General features: G+C 49.6%; 21 protein-coding genes. 11 read left to right on the top strand and 10 right to left on the bottom strand.

Translation table 11 applies throughout. From position 1 onward, the window contains the following. The first annotated feature begins 206 nt into the window (after positions 1-206). The gene (locus H6F93_RS13930) at positions 207-4,142 is read left to right on the top strand and encodes an ATP-binding protein (RefSeq protein WP_190681558.1); all 3,936 of its coding nucleotides are present in this window, start codon (positions 207-209) and stop codon (positions 4,140-4,142) included. On the opposite strand, the gene recQ is transcribed toward H6F93_RS13930, so the two are convergent. The 4 genes from recQ to H6F93_RS13910 all read right to left on the bottom strand — a co-directional run bounded on the left by recQ (position 4,143) and on the right by H6F93_RS13910 (position 8,164). Next, positions 4,143-6,362: a DNA helicase RecQ gene (recQ, locus tag H6F93_RS13925; protein ID WP_190681554.1), complete on the bottom strand. Its 2,220-nt coding sequence runs from the start codon at positions 6,360-6,362 to the stop codon at positions 4,143-4,145. A gap of 71 nt (positions 6,363-6,433) precedes the next feature. Further along, positions 6,434-6,784: a hypothetical protein gene (locus H6F93_RS13920; protein ID WP_199313692.1), complete on the bottom strand. Its 351-nt coding sequence runs from the start codon at positions 6,782-6,784 to the stop codon at positions 6,434-6,436. A 140-nt stretch (positions 6,785-6,924) separates the two neighbouring features. Then, the gene (locus H6F93_RS13915) at positions 6,925-7,155 is read right to left on the bottom strand and encodes a hypothetical protein (RefSeq protein WP_190681551.1); all 231 of its coding nucleotides are present in this window, start codon (positions 7,153-7,155) and stop codon (positions 6,925-6,927) included. Between the two features lie 355 nt (positions 7,156-7,510). Further along, a complete protein-coding gene (locus tag H6F93_RS13910; protein WP_524537947.1) occupies positions 7,511-8,164 on the bottom strand; it encodes an RNA polymerase sigma factor in 654 nt (217 codons plus the stop codon). Between the two features lie 609 nt (positions 8,165-8,773). On the opposite strand from H6F93_RS13910, the gene nuoH reads away from it, so the two are divergent. The 5 genes from nuoH (at position 8,774) to H6F93_RS13885 (ending at position 12,643) form a co-directional block, all read left to right on the top strand. Beyond that, positions 8,774-9,892: an NADH-quinone oxidoreductase subunit NuoH gene (gene nuoH, locus H6F93_RS13905; RefSeq protein ID WP_190681548.1), complete on the top strand. Its 1,119-nt coding sequence runs from the start codon at positions 8,774-8,776 to the stop codon at positions 9,890-9,892. A gap of 135 nt (positions 9,893-10,027) precedes the next feature. After that, a complete protein-coding gene (gene ndhI, locus H6F93_RS13900) occupies positions 10,028-10,621 on the top strand; it encodes an NAD(P)H-quinone oxidoreductase subunit I (RefSeq protein ID WP_190646336.1) in 594 nt (197 codons plus the stop codon). 81 nt (positions 10,622-10,702) lie between these two features. After that, positions 10,703-11,350 (top strand): NADH-quinone oxidoreductase subunit J, encoded by a 648-nt coding sequence (locus H6F93_RS13895; RefSeq protein ID WP_190646190.1) that lies wholly within the window; start codon positions 10,703-10,705, stop codon positions 11,348-11,350. A gap of 45 nt (positions 11,351-11,395) precedes the next feature. Next, positions 11,396-11,701 (top strand): NADH-quinone oxidoreductase subunit NuoK, encoded by a 306-nt coding sequence (gene nuoK / locus H6F93_RS13890; protein WP_190646191.1) that lies wholly within the window; start codon positions 11,396-11,398, stop codon positions 11,699-11,701. Between the two features lie 21 nt (positions 11,702-11,722). Further along, entirely contained in the window at positions 11,723-12,643 is a 921-nt protein-coding gene (locus H6F93_RS13885; RefSeq protein ID WP_190646192.1) for an NAD(+) kinase, read from the top strand. Between the two features lie 72 nt (positions 12,644-12,715). On the opposite strand, the gene gatC is transcribed toward H6F93_RS13885, so the two are convergent. Together gatC and H6F93_RS13875 are read right to left on the bottom strand one after the other, a co-directional pair. Then, positions 12,716-13,006, bottom strand: a complete 291-nt coding sequence (gene gatC, locus H6F93_RS13880) for an Asp-tRNA(Asn)/Glu-tRNA(Gln) amidotransferase subunit GatC (protein ID WP_190646193.1) — start codon at positions 13,004-13,006, stop codon at positions 12,716-12,718. 12 nt (positions 13,007-13,018) lie between these two features. Further along, positions 13,019-13,540: a photosystem I assembly protein Ycf3 gene (locus H6F93_RS13875; RefSeq protein WP_190646194.1), complete on the bottom strand. Its 522-nt coding sequence runs from the start codon at positions 13,538-13,540 to the stop codon at positions 13,019-13,021. A 45-nt stretch (positions 13,541-13,585) separates the two neighbouring features. On the opposite strand from H6F93_RS13875, the gene H6F93_RS34665 reads away from it, so the two are divergent. The 3 genes from H6F93_RS34665 (at position 13,586) to H6F93_RS13865 (ending at position 15,937) form a co-directional block, all read left to right on the top strand. Beyond that, the gene (locus H6F93_RS34665; RefSeq protein ID WP_277882849.1) at positions 13,586-13,711 is read left to right on the top strand and encodes a hypothetical protein; all 126 of its coding nucleotides are present in this window, start codon (positions 13,586-13,588) and stop codon (positions 13,709-13,711) included. 440 nt (positions 13,712-14,151) lie between these two features. Further along, on the top strand, positions 14,152-14,508 hold the full coding sequence (locus tag H6F93_RS13870; protein ID WP_190681545.1) for a hypothetical protein: 357 nt from the start codon (positions 14,152-14,154) through the stop codon (positions 14,506-14,508). Positions 14,509-14,605: 97 nt separating this feature from the next. After that, positions 14,606-15,937, top strand: coding sequence for a hypothetical protein (locus H6F93_RS13865; RefSeq protein ID WP_190681542.1), 1,332 nt, complete (start codon positions 14,606-14,608; stop codon positions 15,935-15,937). A 91-nt stretch (positions 15,938-16,028) separates the two neighbouring features. Here H6F93_RS13865 and H6F93_RS13860 read toward each other — a convergent pair whose 3' ends face one another. Further along, complete coding sequence (locus H6F93_RS13860; RefSeq protein WP_190646197.1) at positions 16,029-17,231, bottom strand: SpoIID/LytB domain-containing protein; 1,203 nt, start codon at positions 17,229-17,231, stop codon at positions 16,029-16,031. Between the two features lie 443 nt (positions 17,232-17,674). Between H6F93_RS13860 and H6F93_RS13855 the strand changes: the two genes are divergently transcribed. Beyond that, entirely contained in the window at positions 17,675-18,628 is a 954-nt protein-coding gene (locus tag H6F93_RS13855; protein ID WP_190681539.1) for a ribonuclease Z, read from the top strand. Positions 18,629-18,744: 116 nt separating this feature from the next. Here the strand turns inward: H6F93_RS13855 and H6F93_RS13850 are convergent, their stop codons facing one another. Further along, on the bottom strand, positions 18,745-19,134 hold the full coding sequence (locus tag H6F93_RS13850; RefSeq protein WP_190646200.1) for a hypothetical protein: 390 nt from the start codon (positions 19,132-19,134) through the stop codon (positions 18,745-18,747). 189 nt (positions 19,135-19,323) lie between these two features. On the opposite strand from H6F93_RS13850, the gene queA reads away from it, so the two are divergent. Beyond that, the gene (queA, locus tag H6F93_RS13845) at positions 19,324-20,496 is read left to right on the top strand and encodes a tRNA preQ1(34) S-adenosylmethionine ribosyltransferase-isomerase QueA (RefSeq protein WP_190681535.1); all 1,173 of its coding nucleotides are present in this window, start codon (positions 19,324-19,326) and stop codon (positions 20,494-20,496) included. A gap of 15 nt (positions 20,497-20,511) precedes the next feature. On the opposite strand, the gene H6F93_RS34060 is transcribed toward queA, so the two are convergent. Continuing rightward, a complete protein-coding gene (locus tag H6F93_RS34060) occupies positions 20,512-21,210 on the bottom strand; it encodes a glycosyltransferase family 4 protein (RefSeq protein WP_242043438.1) in 699 nt (232 codons plus the stop codon). Between the two features lie 637 nt (positions 21,211-21,847). Beyond that, the gene (locus H6F93_RS13835; RefSeq protein ID WP_190646203.1) at positions 21,848-22,813 is read right to left on the bottom strand and encodes a GDP-mannose 4,6-dehydratase; all 966 of its coding nucleotides are present in this window, start codon (positions 22,811-22,813) and stop codon (positions 21,848-21,850) included.

Genomic DNA, 22,813 nt, shown 5'->3' with positions numbered 1-22,813 from the left:
AACAACTTTATTAGCGTGAGGGCATTGCCTTTACGCTAAATTTTTTGTTCAGGCATAAATTGTTACAGTCCTGATGACAAGTTGCCTCAGTAGCAAGAGGTTTATAGGGTTTCTCGAAAATATAATGAAGGGAATAGGGTTCGGGGGAGAAACCCTCCTAGTGTGTATTAGTACGGGCGACTTCTAACCTTCCTGGTTGATTCGGTATGTCTGAATTTTTGAATAGTTTGTTTGCTTCCAATGGCTTTATTCCACACGGACATTGCTATTTATGGAAGCCAGAACTGGTCGGGCTGCATGTGGGTTCTGACCTATCAATTGGGCTCGCCTATTTTGCAATTTCGGTAACGCTGGTTCACCTAGTTCGTAAAATTCAGCTTCCCTTTCACGGAATTTTTTTAGCGTTTGGGCTGTTTATTGCCGCCTGCGGGGCGACCCATTTTATTGAGGTGTGGACGCTCTGGCACCCCACTTACTGGTTGTCAGGGGGAGTGAAGCTGGTAACGGCGATCGCCTCGGTGATTACAGCCCTTGCCCTGCCTCCTTTAGTTCCTCAGGTTCAAAGGTTGGTTCGCAGTGCAAAACTAGCGGAAGAGCGTAGACTGCAACTGGAGATGGCCAACCAGGAGTTAGCCACGCTCTATGACCAGCTTAAGCAGATGGATCAGGCTAAAACCCAGTTTTTTACCAACGTCAGCCATGAACTGCGAACGCCGCTGACGCTGGTATTGGGACCGACGGAGCGTTTGCTGCGGGAAGCAGCAGCTCAACCCTTTCGCCACAGCCTGGAGAGCATCAACCGCAACGCTCGTACCCTGCTGAAATATGTCAACGATTTGTTGGATATCTCAAAGCTGGAAGCAAATCGGATGGAGTTACGCTGTGTGCAGCTTGACCTGGCACAACTCTTGCGGTTGAGTGCTTCGCAATTCAGCACATTGGCAGAAGAACGTCAGGTTAACTTTGTTGTTGAAACGTCATCTGCGCTGCTGGTTCAAGGAGATGCCGAGAAACTACAGCGGGTTTTCTTAAATTTGCTGGCTAATGCATTTAAGTTTGTACCAGTGGGGGGCGAGGTACGCTGCACCTTGCAGCTTCAGAGCCATGGAAGCTTTGCTGAAACATGGGTAGATGAGGTTGCCAGACAGGTTAGCGTAACGGTCCAAGATAGTGGACCAGGAGTGTTACCAGAACTGCGGCAAATCATTTTTGAGCGCTATCAGCAGGGCGATCGCCAGCCCAATCAGCACGGCGGAACGGGGTTAGGGTTAGCGATCGCCAAGGAGTTTGTCGAGTTACACAAAGGCACAATTGCAGTAGAAGATGCGCCAGGAGGTGGAGCCTCTTTTATCGTTACCCTGCCGCTAGCGGATAGTGATGTTGGCAGTAATGGTGAAAATGCTGCTAACTCCGCAAATGCTATCCAAGTTGAGATAGACGAGGCGATCGTCCGACAAACGCTAGCAACCTTAGAAGTTGGCAATGGTCATAAGACTCCTGACTCATTCACCCACTCTCCAGAAGAAGAAGCCCGTCCGCTCGTGTTGGTTGTAGAAGACAATCCTGATATGAGCCAGTTCATCTGCGAAACCTTACAGCAGGAATATCGCATTGCCACGGCTCCCGATGGTCAAGCTGGGTTAGAACAGGCGATCGCCCTTCAGCCCGACCTGATTTTGACCGACCTGATGATGCCTCAAATCAGTGGCGATCAACTGGTGCAAACCCTACGAACCTATCCAGAGTTAAACAGCACGCCAATCATTTTGTTGAGTGCCAAAGCAGATGACAATCTGAGAATCGATCTGTTGCGACATGGCGCACAGGACTATTTAATGAAGCCCTTTTCAGTAGACGAACTGCGGGCAAGAGTTTCTAACCAAGTCGCTGTCAAGCAATTTCGAGATGTATTGGAACATGAGCTTGCCGTTCAGAGTAAGGACACACTCACGCTGTCAGAAAGTGTTGCGAGCCGTCAGCAAGAATTGCAGGCTGCGCTGATCGCTTTGCGGCAGAGCGAAGCTCGGTTTAGACGAGTCGCCGAATCAAACATGATCGGCATCATGTTTTGGGATTTAGAGGGCAACATCACCGAAGCCAATCACACTTTTCTCCAGACTGTCGGCTACACCAAAGAAGATTTGCAGGCAGGCAGAATTAGCTGGAAAAATATGACACCGGCCGAGTTCTATGATCTGGATCAAAAAACCGTCGCTGAGTTGCGTCATTCCGGTAGGTTTGCGCCCTTCGAGAAAGAGTATTTTCGCAAAGACGGTAGCCGGGTGCCGGTTTTAATTGGTGGAGCGTTTCTAGAAGAATCAAACCAGTGCGGAGTTTCCTTTGTGCTGGACATCACGGAGCGGAAACGGGCGGAGTCCGCTCTAAAGCAGGCTCATAATGAGTTAGAGCTACGAGTAGAGCAACGCACAGCAGAACTTTCTAACGCCAAAGCTGCCCTGGTGCGCGAGCAGGAATTTCTCAAAGCCGTGCTGGACAATGTGAATGCTGGGATTGTCGCTTGCGATTCTGATGGCATGTTGACTTTGTTCAACCGGGCAACCCGAGAATTTCATGGGCTACCAGAACAAGCCCTAGCGCCAGAGCAGTGGGCAGAATATTACAGTCTGTATTCACCTGACGGACAAACCCCTTTGACCAAAGAGCAGATTCCGTTGTTTCGGGCACTGCAAGGCGAGCATGTCCACAATCGGGAAATGATGATTGTGCCGAAACAGGGAAGTGCCCGAACGGTATTAGCTAGCGGACAGGCGATCGCTGACCCCCAGGGGACAAAGCTGGGAGCCGTGGTCGTGATGCACGACATCACCCAGCGTAAACAGGCTGAAGCTCAAATTCGTGCGCTCAATGCTGAACTGGAACAGCGGGTGGTTGAACGCACTGCTCAGCTAGAAGCCGCCAACCGGGCTAAGGACGAATTGCTGGTGCGCGAACAGGTTGCCCGTGCCGATGCCGAGGCCGCCAACCGGATGAAGGATGAGTTTTTGGCAACGCTCTCTCACGAACTGCGAACGCCGCTCAACGCCATTTTGGGGTGGGCACAACTGTTACGTACTCGCCAGTTTGACCCAGATACGGTTAACCGGGCACTCGAAACGATTGAGCGAAACGCGCGATCGCAAACTCAACTAGTTGGAGATATCTTAGATGTTTCGCGGATCATTCGCGGTAAGGTGCGACTTAACATTCGATCCGTCACTCCCATTTCTCTGATTGAAGCAGCGCTAGACTCAGTTCGCCCGGCGGCTGAAGCCAAAATGATTGACTTACAGGCATTTTACGACCCTAGAAGTCAGGCAATTTCTGGCGACCCAGAACGAATCCAGCAGGTTATCTGGAATTTGCTGTCTAATGCCATTAAGTTTACGCCGCAAAATGGCAAGGTCGAAGTGCAGCTATTGCAGAGCAATCGTACCGTTAGCATTCGAGTCAGCGACACCGGCAGAGGCATTAACCCAAAATTCTTGCCGCATGTGTTTGATCGATTTCGGCAGGCAGACAGCTCCATCACTCGCTCTCACGGTGGGTTGGGGTTAGGGTTGGCGATCGTGCGGCACCTGGTAGAGTTGCACGGTGGCACAGTGTTGGCAGAGAGCGAGGGAGAGGGACAGGGTGCAACCTTTACCGTTACCCTGCCGCTGGTTGCCCCACCCGAAGCTGCAGAAGCAGCGGAACTCACCTCACCAACCGTTTTGGGACAAAAAACAAGTCACCAGCCAGACCAGCTAGCCGGATTACGTATTTTGGTTGTGGATGATGAGGCAGATACCCGCGACTTTCTCAAGACGCTTTTAGAACAGTGTGGTGCAACGGTGATTGCTCTGGAATCTACTCGAATGGCGGTTGATTTTCTAACGGGAGCGATCGCCCAACCCCCCGATTTATTGGTCAGCGATATCCACATGCCAGAAGAAGATGGATATGCTTTGATTCGACAAGTTCGGGCGATCGCCCGCGATCGCAATCTGATTTTGCCCGCAGTTGCACTAACCGCCTGTGCTGGACCAGAAGATCGCACCCAGCTTTTGTTAGCAGGCTTCCAAATTCACATTCCCAAACCGATTGATGCAGCAGAATTTATGGCAGTGATTGCCAACCTGACTGGAAGGGCGAATAGCGTCTAATCATTCGTCATCGGAATGCGATCGCTTCCAGGCTGCTCTGACCAGGCGAATTTCAGGGTAGCTGTAGGTTTCTCCTAAGTGATCCCGAATCATCCGTAGGGAATCTGCGCCGGTAATGGCGATCGCCTGCTCAATCGTTGCCTGCCGCTCTGGTGGAACGAGCGAATCTAAATCGACCCGTTGTCCGGCTTCCATCAGCACTCCCAGGTGGTCAATGATCGTACTGAGGCGAAAGTTGCGCTGTTCGGCAATTTCGGCTGGAGACAGGCCCTGCTGGTGCAAATCTAGCGTGTGCAGGTGAGTGGTGGACAGCATTCCCTCGGGTGAGGGAGAGGGAGTGGGTTCGGTCTGTTCTGAACCGAAATTATCGTCTTCTGAGCGAGTGGGAATTCCCTGCTCCTCACAAAAAGCCCGAATTTCAGCAGTAAATCGAGCGCCGTAGCGATCGCGCTTGTGGCTACCCACACCTGAAATTTTGGCGAATTCTTTTAGAGTTTGGGGCTGTTTCTGGGACATTAGCCGCAAGCTGGAGTCAGCAAAGACGACGTAGGGCGGCACAGATTGCTCATCGGCGATCGCCTTGCGCAACACTCGCAGCCGCTCAAACAGCATTTCTGAATCTGCTCTGGGTTGAGATTCCTCAGCCTGGCTTTCTAGACGTGGCGGCAACACAATCTCGACCGTGCGTTGGCTCCGCATCACGTCCCAACTGGCGGCATTCAGCTTTAAGACTGAGTAGCCATCAGAGCTTTCCTCCAGTAAGCCTTGATGCAGGAGCGATCGCCCCAACACTTTCCAGGCATCGGCACTGCGATCGCGCCCAATGCCGTAAGTCGAAAGCTTGTCGTGTCCGTTCTTCAGAATTCGCTTGTCTTTGGACCCGCGCAGTACGTCGATGATGTACTTCATCCCAAAGCTCTCTCGACAGCGAGCTACGCAGGACAAAAACTTTTGCGCCTCAACGGTCCAATCTTCCGTCGGACGGGGATGCAAACAATTGTCACAGTTGCCGCAGTTGCCAATAAAGCTCTCGCCAAAGTAAGCCAGTTGAATCCGGCGGCGGCAATCTGTTCCCTCCGCATAGTCGATCACCTGGCGCAACTGCTGGCGGGCAATTTGCTGCTCATCAGGGTCAGACTTCTGTTCAATCAGAAAGTCAACCGTTTTAATGTCGCCATAGCTGAAGTAGAGGGTGCATTGTGCCGCTTCGCCATCTCGTCCGGCGCGTCCCGACTCCTGATAATAGCCTTCCAGGTTGCGGGGCAAGTCATAGTGAACCACAAACCGCACGTCTGGCTTGTTGATTCCCATGCCGAAGGCGATCGTTGCAACCATGACGCGCACGTCATCCCGAATGAAGCGGGTCTGATTTTGCGATCGCTCCTTATCGCCGAGTCCGGCGTGATAAGGCAGCGCTTCAACGCCATCACGCTGAAGTCGATAGGTGAGTTCATCTACCTTGCGCCGACTGAGGCAGTAAATAATTCCAGAGCCGGAAGTTTGTCGCACCTGTTCCAGCAGTTCTCCGTAGGCATGTCTTTGCTTTGGACGAACTTCGTAGTAAAGGTTTTGACGGTTGAAACTAGCGATGTGGATGTTAGGCGATCGCAACTCCAACTGCCGCACAATATCTTGCCGCACCCGTTCTGTTGCTGTTGCCGTCAGTGCCAGCACGGGCACATCTGGGTAGCGATCGCGCAAACTGCGAAGCTGCCGATATTCTGGGCGAAAGTCATGACCCCACTCTGAAACGCAGTGCGCTTCGTCGATTGCAAATGCCGCAATCCCGACTGTTGCCTGGATCTGGTCAAGCAGCGATAAAAAACGTTCTCCCAACAAACGCTCTGGAGCCACATAGAGTAGCTTAATCCGCCCATTCAGAATGTCTGCCTCGCGCTGACGCACCTCCGTTAAACCTACGCTGCTATTCAGGAAGGTTGCTCCAATGCCGTTATCTTGCAGTGCCTCGACCTGATCTTGCATTAGCGCAATCAGCGGCGAAACCACGACCGTCAGCCCTGGTTTGAGCAGTGCCGGAAGTTGGAAACACAGAGATTTGCCGCCTCCGGTGGGCATGATCACTAGCAAATCTTGATCTTGTAGTGCCGCCTCAATGATTTGCTGTTGCCCTAGTCGGAAGCGATCATAGCCAAAAAAGTGCTTGAGCGCCTGCTCTAGTGAACTAAACTGAGAAGCGATCGGAGTTAAATTCGGGGTCATCGAATTAAGTACTGCATCCACTTTTCCATGTTGCCTTAAAACTCTCAGGAATAAGGGTTCAGATAACTGGGCTATACTCCTTCGAAGGACGCAGGCTCAAAAAAGGCTTCTGCTGCACAGAGTAATTCGATCGCCTGATCAGCACTGATCAATCGCTTCAGCACCACCTGACCGATCGCACTAGCAGACTCAGTATTAAATTCTGCTTCGGGTTTGACTTCTACCATTATCACTTCATCTTCAACCCGGTAGAGCCACAGCTTCTCGCCCTTTTCAGCAATACACAGATTCATCCGGCGGATGTCGGGTTTGCGTCGCCAGGCGACCTCATTCCACAGCGCACCCATTTCCCATACCCGTCCAACTGTCCAACCGTCTGAGAGAAAAAAGTATTTCACGAGTCGGTAGCCTCTATTTGCCATGATTTCTGAGAATGCAGCCTTGGACCGCTCTGCCAAAATTCATGACATTAACATCACTACCCGTAAAGTTTCTGGGAGTGTTGTTTGGAATTATGCCTTCCGAATGGACTTCTCCAAAGATTACTCAAGTTTTCTCAAGACTACCCAAAATAGCTTGGCTGAAGCAGCATTAAGAACATCGACGGCTGTAAGTTGGGAGTGAATCTGAGCTGATAGCTAAAGGGCGACGAACCGCTACAGGTCATGGGCAATGCATTGGCATGACGAGGAGAAAACCAGGCATCTGCCGTAATGACGAGGCGAGTGGCAAAGCGGCGAAAGTCCTGAGTGGATTTGCCCTGTGTTCCAGTGGAGGAAAAGACTGCATACATGACCCCTTCCCCGTCCCACAGCAATCCATAGCCAGTGCTGTCGTTGTTGGTTACTTCGTACTTGATAGCAGGTCTGAATTGCTGAGGTCGTTTTGAAAACCGTTATAGAAGCATCGTTTAGGGAATTGAAGCCACATTTGGCTGAATCTTCGTCAGCACTGTAGCTAAACACTGTAGCTAAACGGAGTTGCCCCTGAGTTCTTTGGATTCACTCGAATCTTGACCACGACACGATGAAGCGATCGCCGGTTTCGCAGAGAAGCGATCGCTTCTTACATAAATTGGGGTCACAAATGAAAAGACACCTCGCGAAGTGGGTGCCTTTTCGTTTTAAACATCTCTAATTGCAGCAACCTTATTCCAGCCCTGATTCCATTGGCACAGGGTCAGTATCTGGTTTTGCCTGTGGCTGAGCCAGCCCTTTGCCTTCTAAATAAATAGCGCGGATATCAGCGGGTAGGGTAGCCTCTAGCTTTTGATAGCCATCTTGAAGCTGTGTCTTGACCTCAGCCGCCGAAATTGCCTCGCCTTCTGCCTGCAAGTAGGCTGCAATTCGGGTTTCGCTCCAGTGAAAGGTTTGCGCCATTACAATCATCAACCGTTGGACAGGCGGAAGCTGATCCAGCGCTTGCTCGATGTAGCACCACAGCGGTGGTGAAGCGGCTTTGAGAGAATAGTGAATTGACTCAACCGCTGGCAAATCAGCTCCATTAATACAGACAGCGGTTACATTAATCAGCCAACTCTGCAAAGACAGCCCTGATCGGGATGCTGCACTCGGAGCGGCAGCGGCGTGCAGATCCAATCCACCCAACTCGTGATAGATGTGCTTCCAGGTAATCGCGAACAGATAGTCTGCCTGAACGGGCGATCGCGCCGAATGTCGAATTAGCGTGTACACAATCGGACTATATCGGCAAAAGATCGCTGTAAAATACTGCCCTGCATCAGGATGCCGTTGAAACAGCGTCAGCAATTCCTGGTCGCTGTAGTGAAACAGCGATTTCACGAGAGGGTGACTACATTCAGGAAAATTTGGAACTAGCACGGCTAATGATTTACAGAGGGCTAAAAATACACCTGGTAAAGAATAACATTTGAAAATCTATCGGTTGGTAAGCGCGTTCCCAGGAATAGCTCCCACTATACCCAACTGTTACGCCCAACTGAGGCATTTTTTCAAAATTGTTCTTGAGGTGAATCAAACCATGTGGGTCCGGCATTCGGATAACTCCGGTCGCTATATTATTTACCCTGACAGAGCTGCTATAGCCCAGCCTCTATGGTTCAAATAGTAAGCAGTCGAGGCTTTCAAGAAATTCTGAACTGACTTAAGCACAATTTATCCAGTTCAGTAGAACTTCTCATGATTTACCCCAGATTTGAATGCTATACGCCCCGTTCTGCAAACCGGGCAGCGATATACTATGCAATAGAGTGCGTGAAGAATCTTCACAAATTTAACGAGGCTTTTTAGCCTGCAAGCTGACGGACGTTGTACTACGTTGTGCGGTAGTCTGACGGTTGATCTAGCAGCTGAATTGGCTTAATGGTTCAGTGAATTAAGGTAATTTGACGGCTAGATAAGTTGTCCTAATCGTTGCCCGTAATAGGAAACATGAACTCAGGAATTGATTTACAAGGAAGTTTTATTCAGCTCCTCGTTGATCTGGGGCTGCCTGCTGAGGTAGCTAGGGTCGCCTGGTTGCCCCTCCCCATGCTGTTAGTACTCGTTGGCGCGACTCTAGGGGTGTTGGTCACAACTTGGTTAGAGCGAAAAATTTCAGCCGCAGCCCAACAGCGAATTGGTCCTGAATTCGCTGGTCCCCTGGGGATGCTCATTCCGATCGCCGACGGTCTGAAACTGCTAGTCAAGGAAGACATTATTCCTGCCAAAGCTGATTCTTTGCTGTTTACGCTCGGACCAGCGATCGTCGTCATTCCCGTATTCCTGTCATTCCTGATCGTGCCCTTCGGACAAAATCTGTTGATTACCGATTTGGGTATTGGTGTTTTTCTCTGGATTTCGCTCTCCAGCATTGCACCCATCGGTTTGCTAATGGCTGGCTACGCTTCAAACAACAAGTATTCTCTGTTAGGTGGGCTGCGAGCTGCTGCACAATCGATTAGCTACGAGATTCCGCTGGCGCTGTCGGTGGTGGCGATCGTCATGATGTCAAACTCCCTCAGCACCATCGACATCGTTCAGCAGCAGTCTGGTTATGGAATCCTTGGCTGGAACGTTTGGCGACAACCTATTGGCTTCTTGATTTTTTGGATTGCGGCCCTTGCAGAGTGCGAACGTCTCCCCTTTGACCTCCCCGAGGCAGAAGAAGAATTGGTCGCAGGCTACCAAACTGAGTACGCGGGCATCAAATTTGGCTTGTTCTACCTTGGCTCCTACGTCAACTTGGTGCTTTCGTCTCTATTTGTCTCCGTTCTCTATCTGGGCGGTTGGAATTTCATCATTCCTATCGAATCCTTAGCAAGTTGGTTAAGCATAAGTGAGTCTACCCCTTGGCTCCAGGTACTTACCGGGTCGCTGGGCATCATCATGACTCTGCTCAAAGCCTATCTGCTTGTTTTCCTGGCAATCTTGCTGCGCTGGACGCTTCCCCGCGTTCGCATTGACCAACTGCTAGACCTGGGTTGGAAATTCCTATTGCCTGTTTCCCTAGTAAATCTTCTGCTCACCGCCGCTCTCAAGCTCACCTTCCCCTTTGCCTTCGGCGGGTGACTTTTGGAAGATGAGAATCAAGGATGAGAATCAAGAATGAATGCACTTGTAGCAATCTCTTCATCCGCAAAAAGTTCCCACCCCTCATCCTCCCTTTTCAACCCTCATTCCTGATCCTTGTTAGGTGACACTATGTTGAAGTTCCTTAAGCAAGTTACTGACTATACCAAAGAGGCAGTCCAAGCTGCCCGATATATCGGACAAGGGCTGTCTGTCACCTTTGACCACATGCAGCGTCGCCCGATTACTGTTCAATATCCCTACGAGAAGCTGATTCCCTCAGAGCGGTTCCGTGGTCGGATTCACTTTGAGTTTGACAAGTGCATTGCCTGTGAGGTCTGCGTTCGGGTGTGCCCGATTAACCTCCCTGTGGTGGATTGGGAATTTAACAAAGAAACCAAGAAGAAAAAGCTAAACCACTACAGCATTGACTTTGGCGTTTGCATTTTCTGCGGTAACTGCGTCGAATACTGCCCGACCAACTGCCTCTCCATGACTGAGGAATATGATCTGTGTACCTACGATCGCCACGAACTAAACTTTGATAATGTGGCGTTGGGCCGTCTCCCTTACAAAGTTACGCAAGACCCGATGGTGCAACCTATGCGCGAGTTAGCGTACTTGCCCAAAGGCGTGCTTTACCCTCATGGGCTACCTGCTGGTTCCCGTCGGGCTGGTAAGCTACCAGAAGAAATTTTGGAAGAAGCCGAAGAAAATGGCGCAAAGTAAGGCTCGGAGGTTGGAGTAGGCAGATCTCAGCTTTTTCTGCCTGATCCACTGGTGGTAAAAACTTGATGGAGATTAGCGAACGTGAACTTAGCGGATGGAGTTCAAATTGTTTCATTTGGCGTGCTGGCGCTGATGATGCTGGGTGCAGCACTGGGTGTGGTGCTGTTAGAAAATATCGTTTACTCGGCGTTCCTGCTGGGCGGCGTGTTTATTAGCATTGCTGGGCTTTACATTCTGCTGAATGCGGGCTTTGTTGCTGCGGCTCAGGTACTTATCTATGTTGGAGCCGTTAACGTACTGATTCTGTTTGGAATCATGCTGGTTAACAAGCGTCAGAATTTTGTGCCGCTGCGGAATGCCTGGGTTGGCAAAATTACAACAGCAGCCGTTTGCCTGGGTTTGTTTGCCCTACTAGGAACGATGGTGCTAGCAACTCCCTGGGCAATTTCTACGGCTCCGGTGGCAGGAGATACCTCTACTGTTGTGATTGGTATGCATTTCTTTAGCGACTTTTTGCTGCCGTTTGAGTTAGCCTCGGTGTTGCTGCTGATGGCGCTGATTGGGGCGATCGTTCTAGCACGACGTGAGTTTCTGCCCGATGCGCTTGAGCGAGAGGAGACTCAACAACCTGTGTTGACATTGCCCGAACGTCCTCGTGAACTGGCTTCAGCGGCACCCGGTAGCCCCGACAGAACCCTTGGAACTTCTCCAACACAACGCAATGTTTAGGTAGCTCCCTGGAAATTGCTGCAAATTTGAAATTGACAAAACTCTATGGAACTTCAATACTTTCTTCTCCTGGCAGCTGCCCTGTTTTGTATCGGAATCTATGGTTTGGTGACAAGCCGCAATGCGATTCGGGTGCTGATGTCAATTGAGCTACTGCTAAATGCCGTTAATATCAACTTAATGGCGTTTTCTAACTACCTCGACCCCAGCGGAATCAAGGGACAGGTGTTCACGGTATTTGTGATTACGATCGCCGCTGCTGAGGCGGCTGTCGGTTTGGCGATCGTGCTTTCGATCTATCGCAACCGCGATACGGTAGATATGGAGCAGTTTAATTTGCTCAAGTGGTAGTGCTTCTAGTGTGGTGAAGGTTTGGAGCTAAATCAGGTCATTATTGCCTACAAAGCAGGAGACTCCTTCAGCCAACGCCGGGCAGAGCAGTGTGCTGAGCAGTTGGAAAACCGGAAGTGTCGCGTCCTGGTCGGCCCAAGCGGTGCCAAGGACAACCCCTATCCGGTTTTTCTGGCATCGGTACAGCAGAAGATAGATCTGGGTCTGGTGTTTGGTGGGGATGGAACGACTCTGGCAGCCGCCAGACACCTCGCGCCCGAAGGCATTCCAATTCTCGCCATCAATATTGGCGGACATTTAGGCTTTTTAACCGAGTCTTCAGATCACCTGAAAGACTCTGACCAGCTTTGGGATCGGCTGCTAGAAGATCGGTTTGCAGTGCAGCGACGAATGATGCTGCAAGCCTGCACCTTTGAAGGCGGGCGTGAAAATCAGGAGCCAATGAGCGATCGCTACTACGCTCTGAACGAGATGTGCGTTAAACCTGGTTCCGCCGATCGCATGATTACCTCCATCCTGGAAATGGAAATCGACGGAGAAGTCGTTGACCAGTACCAGGGGGATGGACTGATCGTGGCAACTCCTACTGGCTCAACCTGCTATACCGTTGCTGCAAATGGGCCGATTTTGCATCCTGGTATGGAGGCGATCGCCGTTACTCCTATCTGCCCTCTGAGTCTTTCCAGTCGCCCAATTGTGCTGCCTCCTCGCTCAGTCGTCAGTATCTGGCCTTTGGCAGACCGAGAGCTGACGACGAAGCTATGGATGGATGGCGTTTTGGCAACTTCAATTTGGCCAGGGCAGCGAGTTGATATTCGCATGGCAGATTGCTCTGCCAACTTCATTGTTTTGCGAGAGAACTATTCCTATTACCAAACGCTGCGCGAAAAGCTGCAATGGGCTGGAGCCCTAGTACGTTACAGCAACAATCACCGCAACTAATGCCGCTAGCCACAAAGGGGCTGAAGCCCCTTTCACTGATGAATAGGCTAGGTGGTTTGCACTAGCTGGGTTTTACTCAGCATTGACAATTTTCGGCACTTTGAAGAACTCACCATCCCGATCAGGGGCACTTTCGAGAATAATCTCTCGGTCTTCACAAGGCTGGAGCTGATCAGGGCGAGAGACATTGCTCATATCGATCGCCCGTGTGGTTGGTGCCACTTCACTCGTATCTAGCTCACTCAGTTGCTCAAAATATTCCAAAATATCGCTGAGCTGTCCAGTAAACTGAGTTTCCTCTTCAGAAGTTAGATTCAGTCGGGCTAAGTGGGCGACTTTTTGAACTTGTTCGCGGTCAATCATGCTTTATCCTTACTAAAAATACACGTCCATTTTTGACCGCCCAGTGGTTTTCAGCCAGTTTTGAGCTTCGATGTAGTTGTTGGGAGCCATTCGGATGGCGCGCTGCCAATATTCAGCAGCCTGATCATAATATTCTTCGGCCGCTTCAGAGTTGCCTGCTTCTTCCTGGCGTTCGCCCAGATAGTGATAAATTACCGCAACGTTGTTGAGAGCCTGAGGCATTCGGGGGTTTAGCTCCAGTGCTTCCCTGTAGTGTCCTAGCGCTCGCTCGTGCTCGCCGTTGCTGGCATGAATCAGTCCTACGTTATAGAGAATGTAGCTGCGGTCGTAGGGGTCTTCTTCAAGCCCCAATGCTTCTTCGTAGTTTGCCAGTGCTTCGGCATATTCACCATCTGCTTGGGCGGACATGCCGTCTCGGTAATAGGCAAAAGCTTCTTTCGCGCTTTTGCTGGCTGGCAGAACTTTAAGAATCAGGTCTGCCATGACCGTAAAGCTTTTATCAATGAAATTGTCGTTTCGTTGAGATCTGGGCATAGCTGCTTGTGATAGGAGAACTAACTGCTTAGAGTAGCTGATTTATTGTTTAGAGTAGCTGATTTATATGAGGCGATCGCCCACTTACCAACTAACTTAATGCTGAGCCTGACCGCTCAAATTCCAATACTAGACCGTCGTGCTACTAGACGGTTGGAGGCGATCACGTGACTGTCATCACTCAACTTGTCTAACCAGGTCACGTCTACCCTCTATAGGAGTCACTCTAATTCTAAGAAATTGTCACACCTTTTCCCCAAGACGATCACCAACGGTTTCATGCAAGTCCCACATACTATTCTCAAGTCCAACAACGTTCTAGCCATTGAGATAGAGTCTCTGTCAAGCAAACTACGTCTCCAAATTGATGCCGGGCTGAACGACGATGCTTAAAATCCAGGTCTGGGGTGCAGCAGTTGAGTTTGAGCGGGTGCTGCGAATTAGTTTGAAATCAAAAGTTCCTGTGACGTACAGTAGCTGCGCTGCTAGAGAGTAGTCAGCTGTTGATGGGTTGGACGTTCCTGAAAAATAACCTTCACGGGTGTTCCGTCACACATTGAGGCAGGTAAAACTGCCCCTCACCATTTTGTAGAACTACGGAGCTAATCGTGATGATGTCCGACTCAAAACAGCAGTTTTCAAACAGTTTTTTAAACAACGAATTAAACAATAACTTTGTAAAAAGCAACTCTGCCAAAGAGAATCCTGCCAAGCTAAAACCGCAGAAGCCTTCAATCTCACTTCTAGACGGTGTAGCTGTTTTTCCAGACGGCTCGGTGATGTGGGTGCCAGACAGCGATGTAATGGGGAATGATGGCAGATCATGCGAGGTAGCGTTACCCTACTTGAACCATCGACCCGACCAAAGCTATTTTCAAAACCGCAATTACCACCCATCTGCTGCTGTTGCCTTGATTAAACGAATTATCAAACAGCAAATCCTATCGTTTCAACGAGTACCGCGTTAGCCGATGAATTAAATTGAATCAACCTGCTACGGGGTAGATTGGAAAATCTGAATCCTATACTGGAGGTATACCCCGTAGTTTTCACCGAGAAATTGGCATGGCTCTAAACCCTATCGTCATGCAGGCGATTGAGAAGCTAGATTATCGCGTCACCACCGGCGACGTAGCTTCTCAGTCAGGCTTGGACATTAAGCTAGCCGAGCAAGATCTGCTGGCGCTAGCATCTGAAGCCGGAGGACATCTTCAAGTCTCAGACTCAGGAGAAATTGCCTATCTCTTTCCCCGTAACTTCAGAGGGGTCTTACGCAACAAATACTTAAGGCTGCGCCTACAGGAATGGTGGAACAAGATCTGGAAGATTTTGTTTTACCTGATCCGCATTTCCTTTGGCATTCTGCTAATCGCATCGCTGGTCTTGATTGCAGTCTCGATCTTGGTTCTGATCACTGCGATGAACGCTAGCAGAGAGGGCGGTGACGAGCGCCGAGATAGCGGCGGTGGTGGATTCATCTTCCTTCCCCGGTTTTGGTTTGGACCTGACCTATTCTGGATTTTTTACCCCGACTATTACGATCGCCGGTCATATTATCGCCAGCGTCAGACCACTTCTCGTCGGGGGATTGAGCCAAACAATGAGATGAATTTTTTGGAAGCGGTCTTCTCCTTCCTGTTTGGTGATGGCAATCCCAACGCCGACCTGGATGAACGCCGCTGGCAGTCGATCGCCACAGTCATTCGTAATAATAGCGGTGCTGTTGCTGCCGAACAGGTTGCGCCTTACCTGGATGACCTGGGCACTGGCTACAACCGGGAATACGAAGATTACATGTTGCCTGTGCTGAGCCGCTTCAACGGTCGCCCAGAGGTTAGCCCGGATGGACAAATCGTCTACCACTTCCCAGAGCTACAGGTGACTGCAAAACAAAATCGCAGTAAATCGGTAGCGGCTTACCTAAAGGAATCTCTGTGGAAATTTAGTCATGCCAGTTCAGGGCAGGTGGCGATCGCCATCGGTTTGGGTGTTGCCAACCTGGCTGGAGCGATATTTTTGGGAACCCTGCTTACCGATCCGGCGCTCATAGCCGAGATTGGCGGACTGATTGCCTTTGTTGATGTCATTTACCCGCTACTGCTAGCCTATGGCATCGCCTTTATCGGAATCCCGCTAATCCGCTACTTTTGGGTTAAATGGCGAAACCAAAAAGTTGAAGCTCGCAACCGCCAGCGCCAAGAGCACGCCATGCTGCTAAGTCAGGCAACCCCTGAACTCCAAAGCAAAATCGCTTATGCCAAACAGTTTGCTGCTGAAACCGTGATCAGTGCTGATAACCTGGCATACACCACTGAGCAAGACCTACTTGAGCAGGAAGCCTCTAACCCTGACAAAGTTGACGCCGAGTGGCGGCGCAGGTTAGAGCAAGGCTTTTAAGAGTCCCAGAGCCATCGTACAGATCAAAAGAAAGCAGTGAGGACAGGGCTTAAGCCCTGTCCTCACTGCTTTCTCTTAACTGAATAACCAGTTAGCGAACCTCGATCTGAGACAAAATTGCGCCCGTGTAGTAATGGCGAACAATTTGCTGATAGTTTTGTCCCTGCATCGCCATACCGTAAGCTCCCCACTGGCTCATGCCGACTCCATGACCAAAGCCACCGCCGACGACCTGGAAGCTAACTGGACGAGAAGGCACAGTTTCGCCCGCGCTGGCGACCGGCTCAAACTGCGGTGTAATTGCGAATAAAGTACTTTTCAGTCCTAAAGCGCGGCGAATTTCATCGCCTGTCATAATGCGGCTTCCTGACTCCCCAACAACTCGCATTCTTCTGACGCGACCACCAGGACGAGTATATTCCTCTGGAGTAAAGGAAACGATATTGCCTACGCCGGAAATCCGTTGCTGTAAGTCGGACGCGGAGAAGTTTTCAACCCATTGTCTGTCAGGAGAATATTGATCAAAGTCAGGAACGCCGCGCAGATAAGCCAGTGGACTGACCCAAACCTGCTCCACATCTTCAGTGTGTCCACCTGATGAAGAGTGAAAAACGGCATTGATGATTTGCCCGTTGTAGGTCAGCACCTGACCCTGAGTTTGGTCTACAGCAGTTTGGGTGCTAGCTGTTTCTTCGCCTAAGCCGCCATAGACCTGCCAAGCTTGAGTGTCACCGACATCAAACACCTCGTTGGCACCCGTCTGACGCTGGAAAAGCGCATAGGATCTGGCAGCAACCGCCTGTGCCTTGAGCGACTCAATGGGCCAACTAGTGGGCATTTCAGCGCCAACGACGCTGTAAAGGTAATGTTCTAAATCGACGTAATTGACGGCTGTCAGCCCATTTCCTGTAGGGACAACTAGGGTGCGTCCGCGATACCATTTGTCGCCAATCCAGACGGCTCCGCCTTCACTGGGTTCGATCCAGATTTGGCTTGACTGCCAATCGTCGATCGCCACTCTCCCTGCCTCGGACTCAGCTACCTTCGCATTCATCGCTGGAATGTTTGCTAAGACTTGACCTGAGCCGTCACGTACGACAGCATCTGTTGAGCTGCCGACTTGCACCTGAGACACCCCTTGCTCAACAGCAACGCGCATTTCTAAGCGCTGGGCATAGGCGGGAGCGATCGCCACCAACCACAGCAGCAGCGAAAACCACCAGGAGTGTTTAGTAAAACGAGTGAATTGCTGAAGCCGAAACCAGCGAGATTTGGCATAGCATCCAGATGTCATAACTTGCGGACTCCTAACACTGAGATAAAGATAAGTTTGCAGTGGACTCAGGGATTCACAAATGACAGGGGAAGATTGGCATGAAGCAATAACCCTGCCCAATATAGACCAATTTGAACCGAATTTAGACCGTAATTCAGATCAAATTCTAGTCACTTTTAGAACTCATACCAACTCAATGAATCGTCGAAACACCTGTAGTGCGAGCGTTTGTCTGTAGTCTTTGTCCGGCATGGGCTATAACTGTTTGCATCATTCATCACTCAGTTACAACTAACCGGAATCCCCTTGAATTCTTGAATTTGAGGCTCTAACTGCGGCCGAATGTTTCGGTATTTTTGAATCTAGGAAGTTCACAGCGATGAATTTGCATCCTATGTCACTATAGATTTGTGCAGAAGATTCGTGCAAAGCATTTGTGCCAAAAATCAGGTTGACCCATCTTGCAGATAACTTTTCTTGGAACTAGTTCGGGTGTGCCGACGCGATCGCGCAACGTTTCCAGCATTGCTCTGCGACTGCCGCAACGAGCAGAAACCTGGCTATTTGACTGTGGCGAAGGCACTCAACACCAAATTCTCCGTAGTGATGTCAAGATTAGCCAAATCACGCGCATTTTTGTCACTCACATGCACGGGGACCACATCTACGGCTTGATGGGGCTGCTGGCAAGCTGTGGGTTGGCGGGTAATCCAACCCGGATTGATGTTTACGGACCACCTCACCTGAATGAGTATTTGCGAGCCTGTGGGCGCTATTCTCAGACCCATTTTTCCTATCCGGTAAAAGTCCACACCGTACAGCCCGGAGTTGTATTTGAGGATGAGGAATTTACCGTAAGCTGTAGCCCTTTGACGCATCGGGTACCTGCTTTTGGGTATCGCGTTTCGGAAAAAGATAAAGCAGGACGATTTGATGTAGAGCAAGCTGCTGCGTTAGGCATTCCTTCAGGTCCACTGTATGGCAAGCTCAAGCGAGGGGAGGTGATTACCTTAGCAGATGGGCGCAAAATTAATGGGGCTGATCTATGTGGCGAAACCCAGATTGGACGTAAGTTTGTCTATTGCACCGATACGATTTTCTGTGAAAATTCGGTAGAGCTAGCGCAAGATGCAGATGTGCTAGTGCATGAAGCGACGTTTGCCCATCAGGATGCTGAATTAGCTTACCAGCGGCTTCATTCTACTTCTACGATGGCGGCTCAGGTAGCTCTTGCAGCGGGAGCCAAGAAGCTGATTATGACTCACTTTAGCCCGCGCTATGCACCGGGAAATGCGATCGCCCTCACTGATCTGCTGTCTGAAGCTCAGACAATCTTTCCCCATACGACCATGGCTCATGACTTTTTCACTTATGACATTCCTCGTCGCCAAGCCGAAACATTGGCAGCGGTTTAGTTATTGCACCTGATTTAATCAACTTTAAAATAACCTAGAACAGAAATAACCTAAAAAAGGAGCGCAGCATTGCTGCGCTCCTGGTAATTCAGATTAGGCTATAAGTGGTTGCCAGCTTAAGCCAAAGTTTCTGGACAGTAGCCGAGTCCGTGAACGAATTGCTTGCGAAATTCCTCAATTTCGTCGCGATCAGGATTGCCATGAGAGACAACAGCGACCTGGTAGCGATGCATCACGTCAATTGGAGACTGTCCTGTTTCTAGTCCCCAAAGAGCCATTTTCACGCGAATTTCAGGCTCATAGGGAATACCCAGTTCGTTTAGGAAAGCGCGGAAATCTCCGTGCTGCTGTGCATCCAGGTTGTGAGTGAGTTTTACCTTAACTACCCAGCCGTCAATCTGGTGGATCACAGTCATGAAACGGACTGGGAGCCAGGGTGAAGTGTGGAGGTGTTCGACAACTCTCAACGTCAGGCTGGCATTTGCAAGGTAATAGAGATATTCCATAAGGTTTGGATGTCCGGGCAAATGCTACATCTATATTCTGAATGGAATCACGGATAACCAATAGGGGAATAATCCCCGACCTGGAGTAGGGAGGTTCACCCAATCTGACGAAGCGGAAGACTAAAAGCAAACTGAAAACAGGGCAGGCTTTACCGTAGATACTAAATTTCAAGCAGAATTTCAAGCAGAATGATGAGCAAGATAACGGACGAACAAAACTGGAAGCGATCGCCCTCCATCCCTCCCGACCAACCAGATTGGCTGTTGGCTGCATATGATTACCAGTTACCCGAGCAGCAAATTGCTCAAAACCCTGTCGTTCCCAGAGACAGTGCCCGATTGCTTGTCGTTTCGTCAACTGTCACGCACCAGCACAGTATCTTTCGAGATTTGCCGAATTTGCTCCAACCCGGCGACCTCTTGGTACTCAACAACACCCGCGTAATTCCCGCTCGTCTCTACGGGCGTAAGCCAGGAGGCGCTGAGGTCGAGGTTTTACTGTTAGAGGAACAGCAGCCCAATCGTTGGTTAGCCCTCGTCAAACCTGGCAGACGACTCAAACCAGGGGCACAAATTCTGTTTGGAGGATTGGAGGAAAGCATCGTTCAACCCGATCTACCAGTTCAGCCCGATCTATCAGTCCAGTCCGGTCTACCATTAGCTGCCGAGATCCTGTCAACTGATGAGCCAACTGGTGGACGGATTATTCAATTTAACCTACCGGAAGGACAGTCTCTTTACGAAGTGCTAGAGCAGCTGGGCCAAGTGCCTTTGCCGCCCTACATTACTGGATCTGAAGCTGATCCAGAGCAATACCAGACGGTGTATGGCGATCGCCCCGGTGCCGTTGCTGCCCCTACCGCAGGGCTACACTTCACGCCAGAATTGCTCGCTCAACTCAAAGCAAAAGGAACTGACCAGGCATTTATCACCCTGCACGTTGGGGTAGGAACCTTCCGCCCGGTGGAAACAGATAACATCACCACCCATCAAATGCACGGAGAGTGGGTAGAAGTTCCCCCCGAAACGGTGGAAAAAATTCGCCAAACCCAAGCTCAAGGGGGACGTATCTTTGCAGTCGGCACCACCGTTACCCGTGCTCTAGAAGGTGCAGCTCAGGCAGGAACGCTTCAGCCCTATCGTGGCAAGGTTGACCTCTTTATTTACCCTGGCTACCAGTGGCGAGTGGTGCAAGGGCTAATCACAAACTTCCATTTGCCTAAGTCCAGCTTACTGATGCTGGTCAGCGCTTTGATTGGGCGAAAGCGACTGCTAGCGCTGTATGAGGAGGCGATCGCCCAAAATTACCGCTTCTACTCATTCGGAGATGCAATGCTGATTCTGCCTGAAGCCTCGATCTAAGGCAACACCAGGGATTTATACTAGAAGCGAACGATAAGCTCTGAGGGTTTCATGAGCAGTTCTCTCCCAGGAATATAGCTTTGCTTGCTCTTTGCCTTTTCGAATCAGTTCTTGACGTAGGGTGCGATCGCCCACGACGCGCAAGATGGCATTAGCTATGTCTGCAACATCGTTTGGATCAACTAAAAGCGCCGCATCTCCTGCAACTTCGGGTAGCGACGACGTATTAGAAGTTATAACGGGAGCTTCTAACGTCATAGCTTCTAATACTGGTAGACCAAATCCCTCGTAGTGGGATGGATATACAAAAACATCTGCTTTTGAATAAAACAAGGCAACCAACTCATCAGACAAATAGTTGAGATGATGGATGCAGTGGTTCCAGGGCGATCGCTCAATCTCTGCAAAAATTGGTTTATAGTGCCAACCTTTTTGCCCAATTAAAATTAAGTGGTGCTCGATTTTGTGTTTCTGCTTAAGTAGATTGAATGCCCCGATTAAAACATTGATATTCTTTCTAGGTTCAATCGTGCTAACAAAAAGAATATAGGGTTTTGAAAAGTCATAGTTGATAGAATGGCTAAGCTTCTCAACCATTTCTTCTGATAGATAATTTGTGTGATAGCGGCTCGCTAGGGGTGTAACTTGAACCCGGCTAGGGCTAATATTCAAATGCTCAACAATGTCCTGCTTAGAACTTTCCGAAATTGTCAAAACTAGATCAGTCCATCTAAGACATTGCTGAATACGTGAGGCATAGCTTCTGACAATTGCGTCGACATAGTTTGGGTACTTGATAAATGTCAGATCATAAATGCTCATTACCCTCAAACTCTTTTGACACGGATATACAGCGTAATTAGTGCCATGAACAATATCCGGTAGCTCAAAAGATTGCTCAAAATAAGACAAAAGTGGATTTGGAACGGTTGCTAATAGATTAAGAACTCTAACAGGCAACGGTAGCAAATGAAGATTAGAATATTGCTGAATTGAATCAGGGAATTTAAGATTTCCGCGAAGCCAATTCTTGAGACTTGGCTGGTAAGCAATTCCTAACTGAAAGTTTTCTTGGTCCTGTAATGCATGAAGTGCCTGAATCAGATTGGCGACATAAAAGCCAACACCACTAGGTTTTGGAAGCAGCGGAGTCGCATCAACTACAACTTTTAACATCAAATATATACTTTGAGTACACCGATCGCCTTGCTACTAGTACAGGCATAGACAATGATTTAAGTGCTATCTCGCTTATTTCCGCGCACTTCTAGTCTAATTTCTGCTTAGAAATGAAACCCGAAGACCCTATTTCTGAGTTTCATTTCTGAGCAAATCTCTTTCTATTTCACAGTTAGCCGTCACTCAATTGCTTGAGGTCGTAATCAACCATCAATTCGACTAATTGCTCAAAAGAGTGACCAGGCTTCCAACCCAAACTTTTCTGAATCTTATCAGTAGAACCGACTAACTGCACTGCTTCATCAGGGCGATAAAAAGCAGGATCAACAGAGACATAATCCTGCCAGTTCAAGCCGACACAATTAAACGCACATTCAACTAGCTCTTTGACAGAACGAGCTTCGCCGCTAGCGATAATGTAATCGTCGGGTTGCTCTTGTTGCAGCATCAACCACATTGCATATACCGCGTCTTTGGCATAACACCAATCTCGACGGGCATCTAGATTTCCTAATTTCAACTCGTTGTCCAAGCCCAGTTTAATCCTGGCAGCTCCATTAGTAATCTTGCGAAACACAAATTCTGTTCCCCGTCGGGGGGAATCATGGGTATAAGTGATCCCGCAGCAGGCGTAGAGGTTGTACTGCTGACGGTAGTTGATCGTCATCCAGTGCGCATAGGCTTTGGCAACACCGTAAGGGTTGCGAGGACGAAAGGCAGTACGCTCATTCTGAGGAGACTCGTCAGGTTGTCCAAAGACTTCACTACTAGAGGCTTGGTAAAGTCTGGCATCAGGTTTACCGCGACGAATCGCTTCTAAAAGTCGAGAAACCCCGATCGCCGTATACTCAGCTGTGAGGGCGGGCTGTGTCCAAGAAATTGGGACATAGCTCTGGGAAGCAAGATTATAAATCTCATCCGGTTGGGCGCTGGCGATCGCATCCATCAAAGAAAACTGATCTAGAAGGTCACCCGAAACAATTTGAATTCGATCAGAAAGATGACCAATCCGCCCAACATTACCAGAACTGGATCGACGCACCAACCCGTACACCTCATAGCCTTTCTCTAACAGAAGTTCAGCGAGATAAGAACCGTCTTGTCCAGTTAATCCGGTGATTAAGGCTTTCTTTGTCAT

The organism is Leptolyngbya sp. FACHB-671 (assembly GCF_014695745.1).
Taxonomy (GTDB): domain Bacteria; phylum Cyanobacteriota; class Cyanobacteriia; order Elainellales; family Elainellaceae; genus JAAUTN01.
This window is presented reverse-complemented; position numbering and strand designations above follow the sequence as displayed.

Coding starts and splice junctions, on each gene's coding strand:
- H6F93_RS13930 (WP_190681558.1), top strand. CDS start 207: ATGTCTGAATTTTTGAATAGTTTGTTTGCTTCCAATGGCTTTATTCCA.
- recQ (WP_190681554.1), bottom strand. CDS start 6,362: ATGACCCCGAATTTAACTCCGATCGCTTCTCAGTTTAGTTCACTAGAG.
- H6F93_RS13920 (WP_199313692.1), bottom strand. CDS start 6,784: ATGGCAAATAGAGGCTACCGACTCGTGAAATACTTTTTTCTCTCAGAC.
- H6F93_RS13915 (WP_190681551.1), bottom strand. CDS start 7,155: ATGTATGCAGTCTTTTCCTCCACTGGAACACAGGGCAAATCCACTCAG.
- nuoH (WP_190681548.1), top strand. CDS start 8,774: ATGAACTCAGGAATTGATTTACAAGGAAGTTTTATTCAGCTCCTCGTT.
- nuoK (WP_190646191.1), top strand. CDS start 11,396: ATGGAACTTCAATACTTTCTTCTCCTGGCAGCTGCCCTGTTTTGTATC.
- gatC (WP_190646193.1), bottom strand. CDS start 13,006: ATGATTGACCGCGAACAAGTTCAAAAAGTCGCCCACTTAGCCCGACTG.
- H6F93_RS13875 (WP_190646194.1), bottom strand. CDS start 13,540: ATGCCCAGATCTCAACGAAACGACAATTTCATTGATAAAAGCTTTACG.
- H6F93_RS13870 (WP_190681545.1), top strand. CDS start 14,152: ATGATGTCCGACTCAAAACAGCAGTTTTCAAACAGTTTTTTAAACAAC.
- H6F93_RS13865 (WP_190681542.1), top strand. CDS start 14,606: ATGGCTCTAAACCCTATCGTCATGCAGGCGATTGAGAAGCTAGATTAT.
- H6F93_RS13860 (WP_190646197.1), bottom strand. CDS start 17,231: ATGACATCTGGATGCTATGCCAAATCTCGCTGGTTTCGGCTTCAGCAA.
- H6F93_RS13850 (WP_190646200.1), bottom strand. CDS start 19,134: ATGGAATATCTCTATTACCTTGCAAATGCCAGCCTGACGTTGAGAGTT.
- queA (WP_190681535.1), top strand. CDS start 19,324: ATGATGAGCAAGATAACGGACGAACAAAACTGGAAGCGATCGCCCTCC.
- H6F93_RS13835 (WP_190646203.1), bottom strand. CDS start 22,813: ATGACAAAGAAAGCCTTAATCACCGGATTAACTGGACAAGACGGTTCT.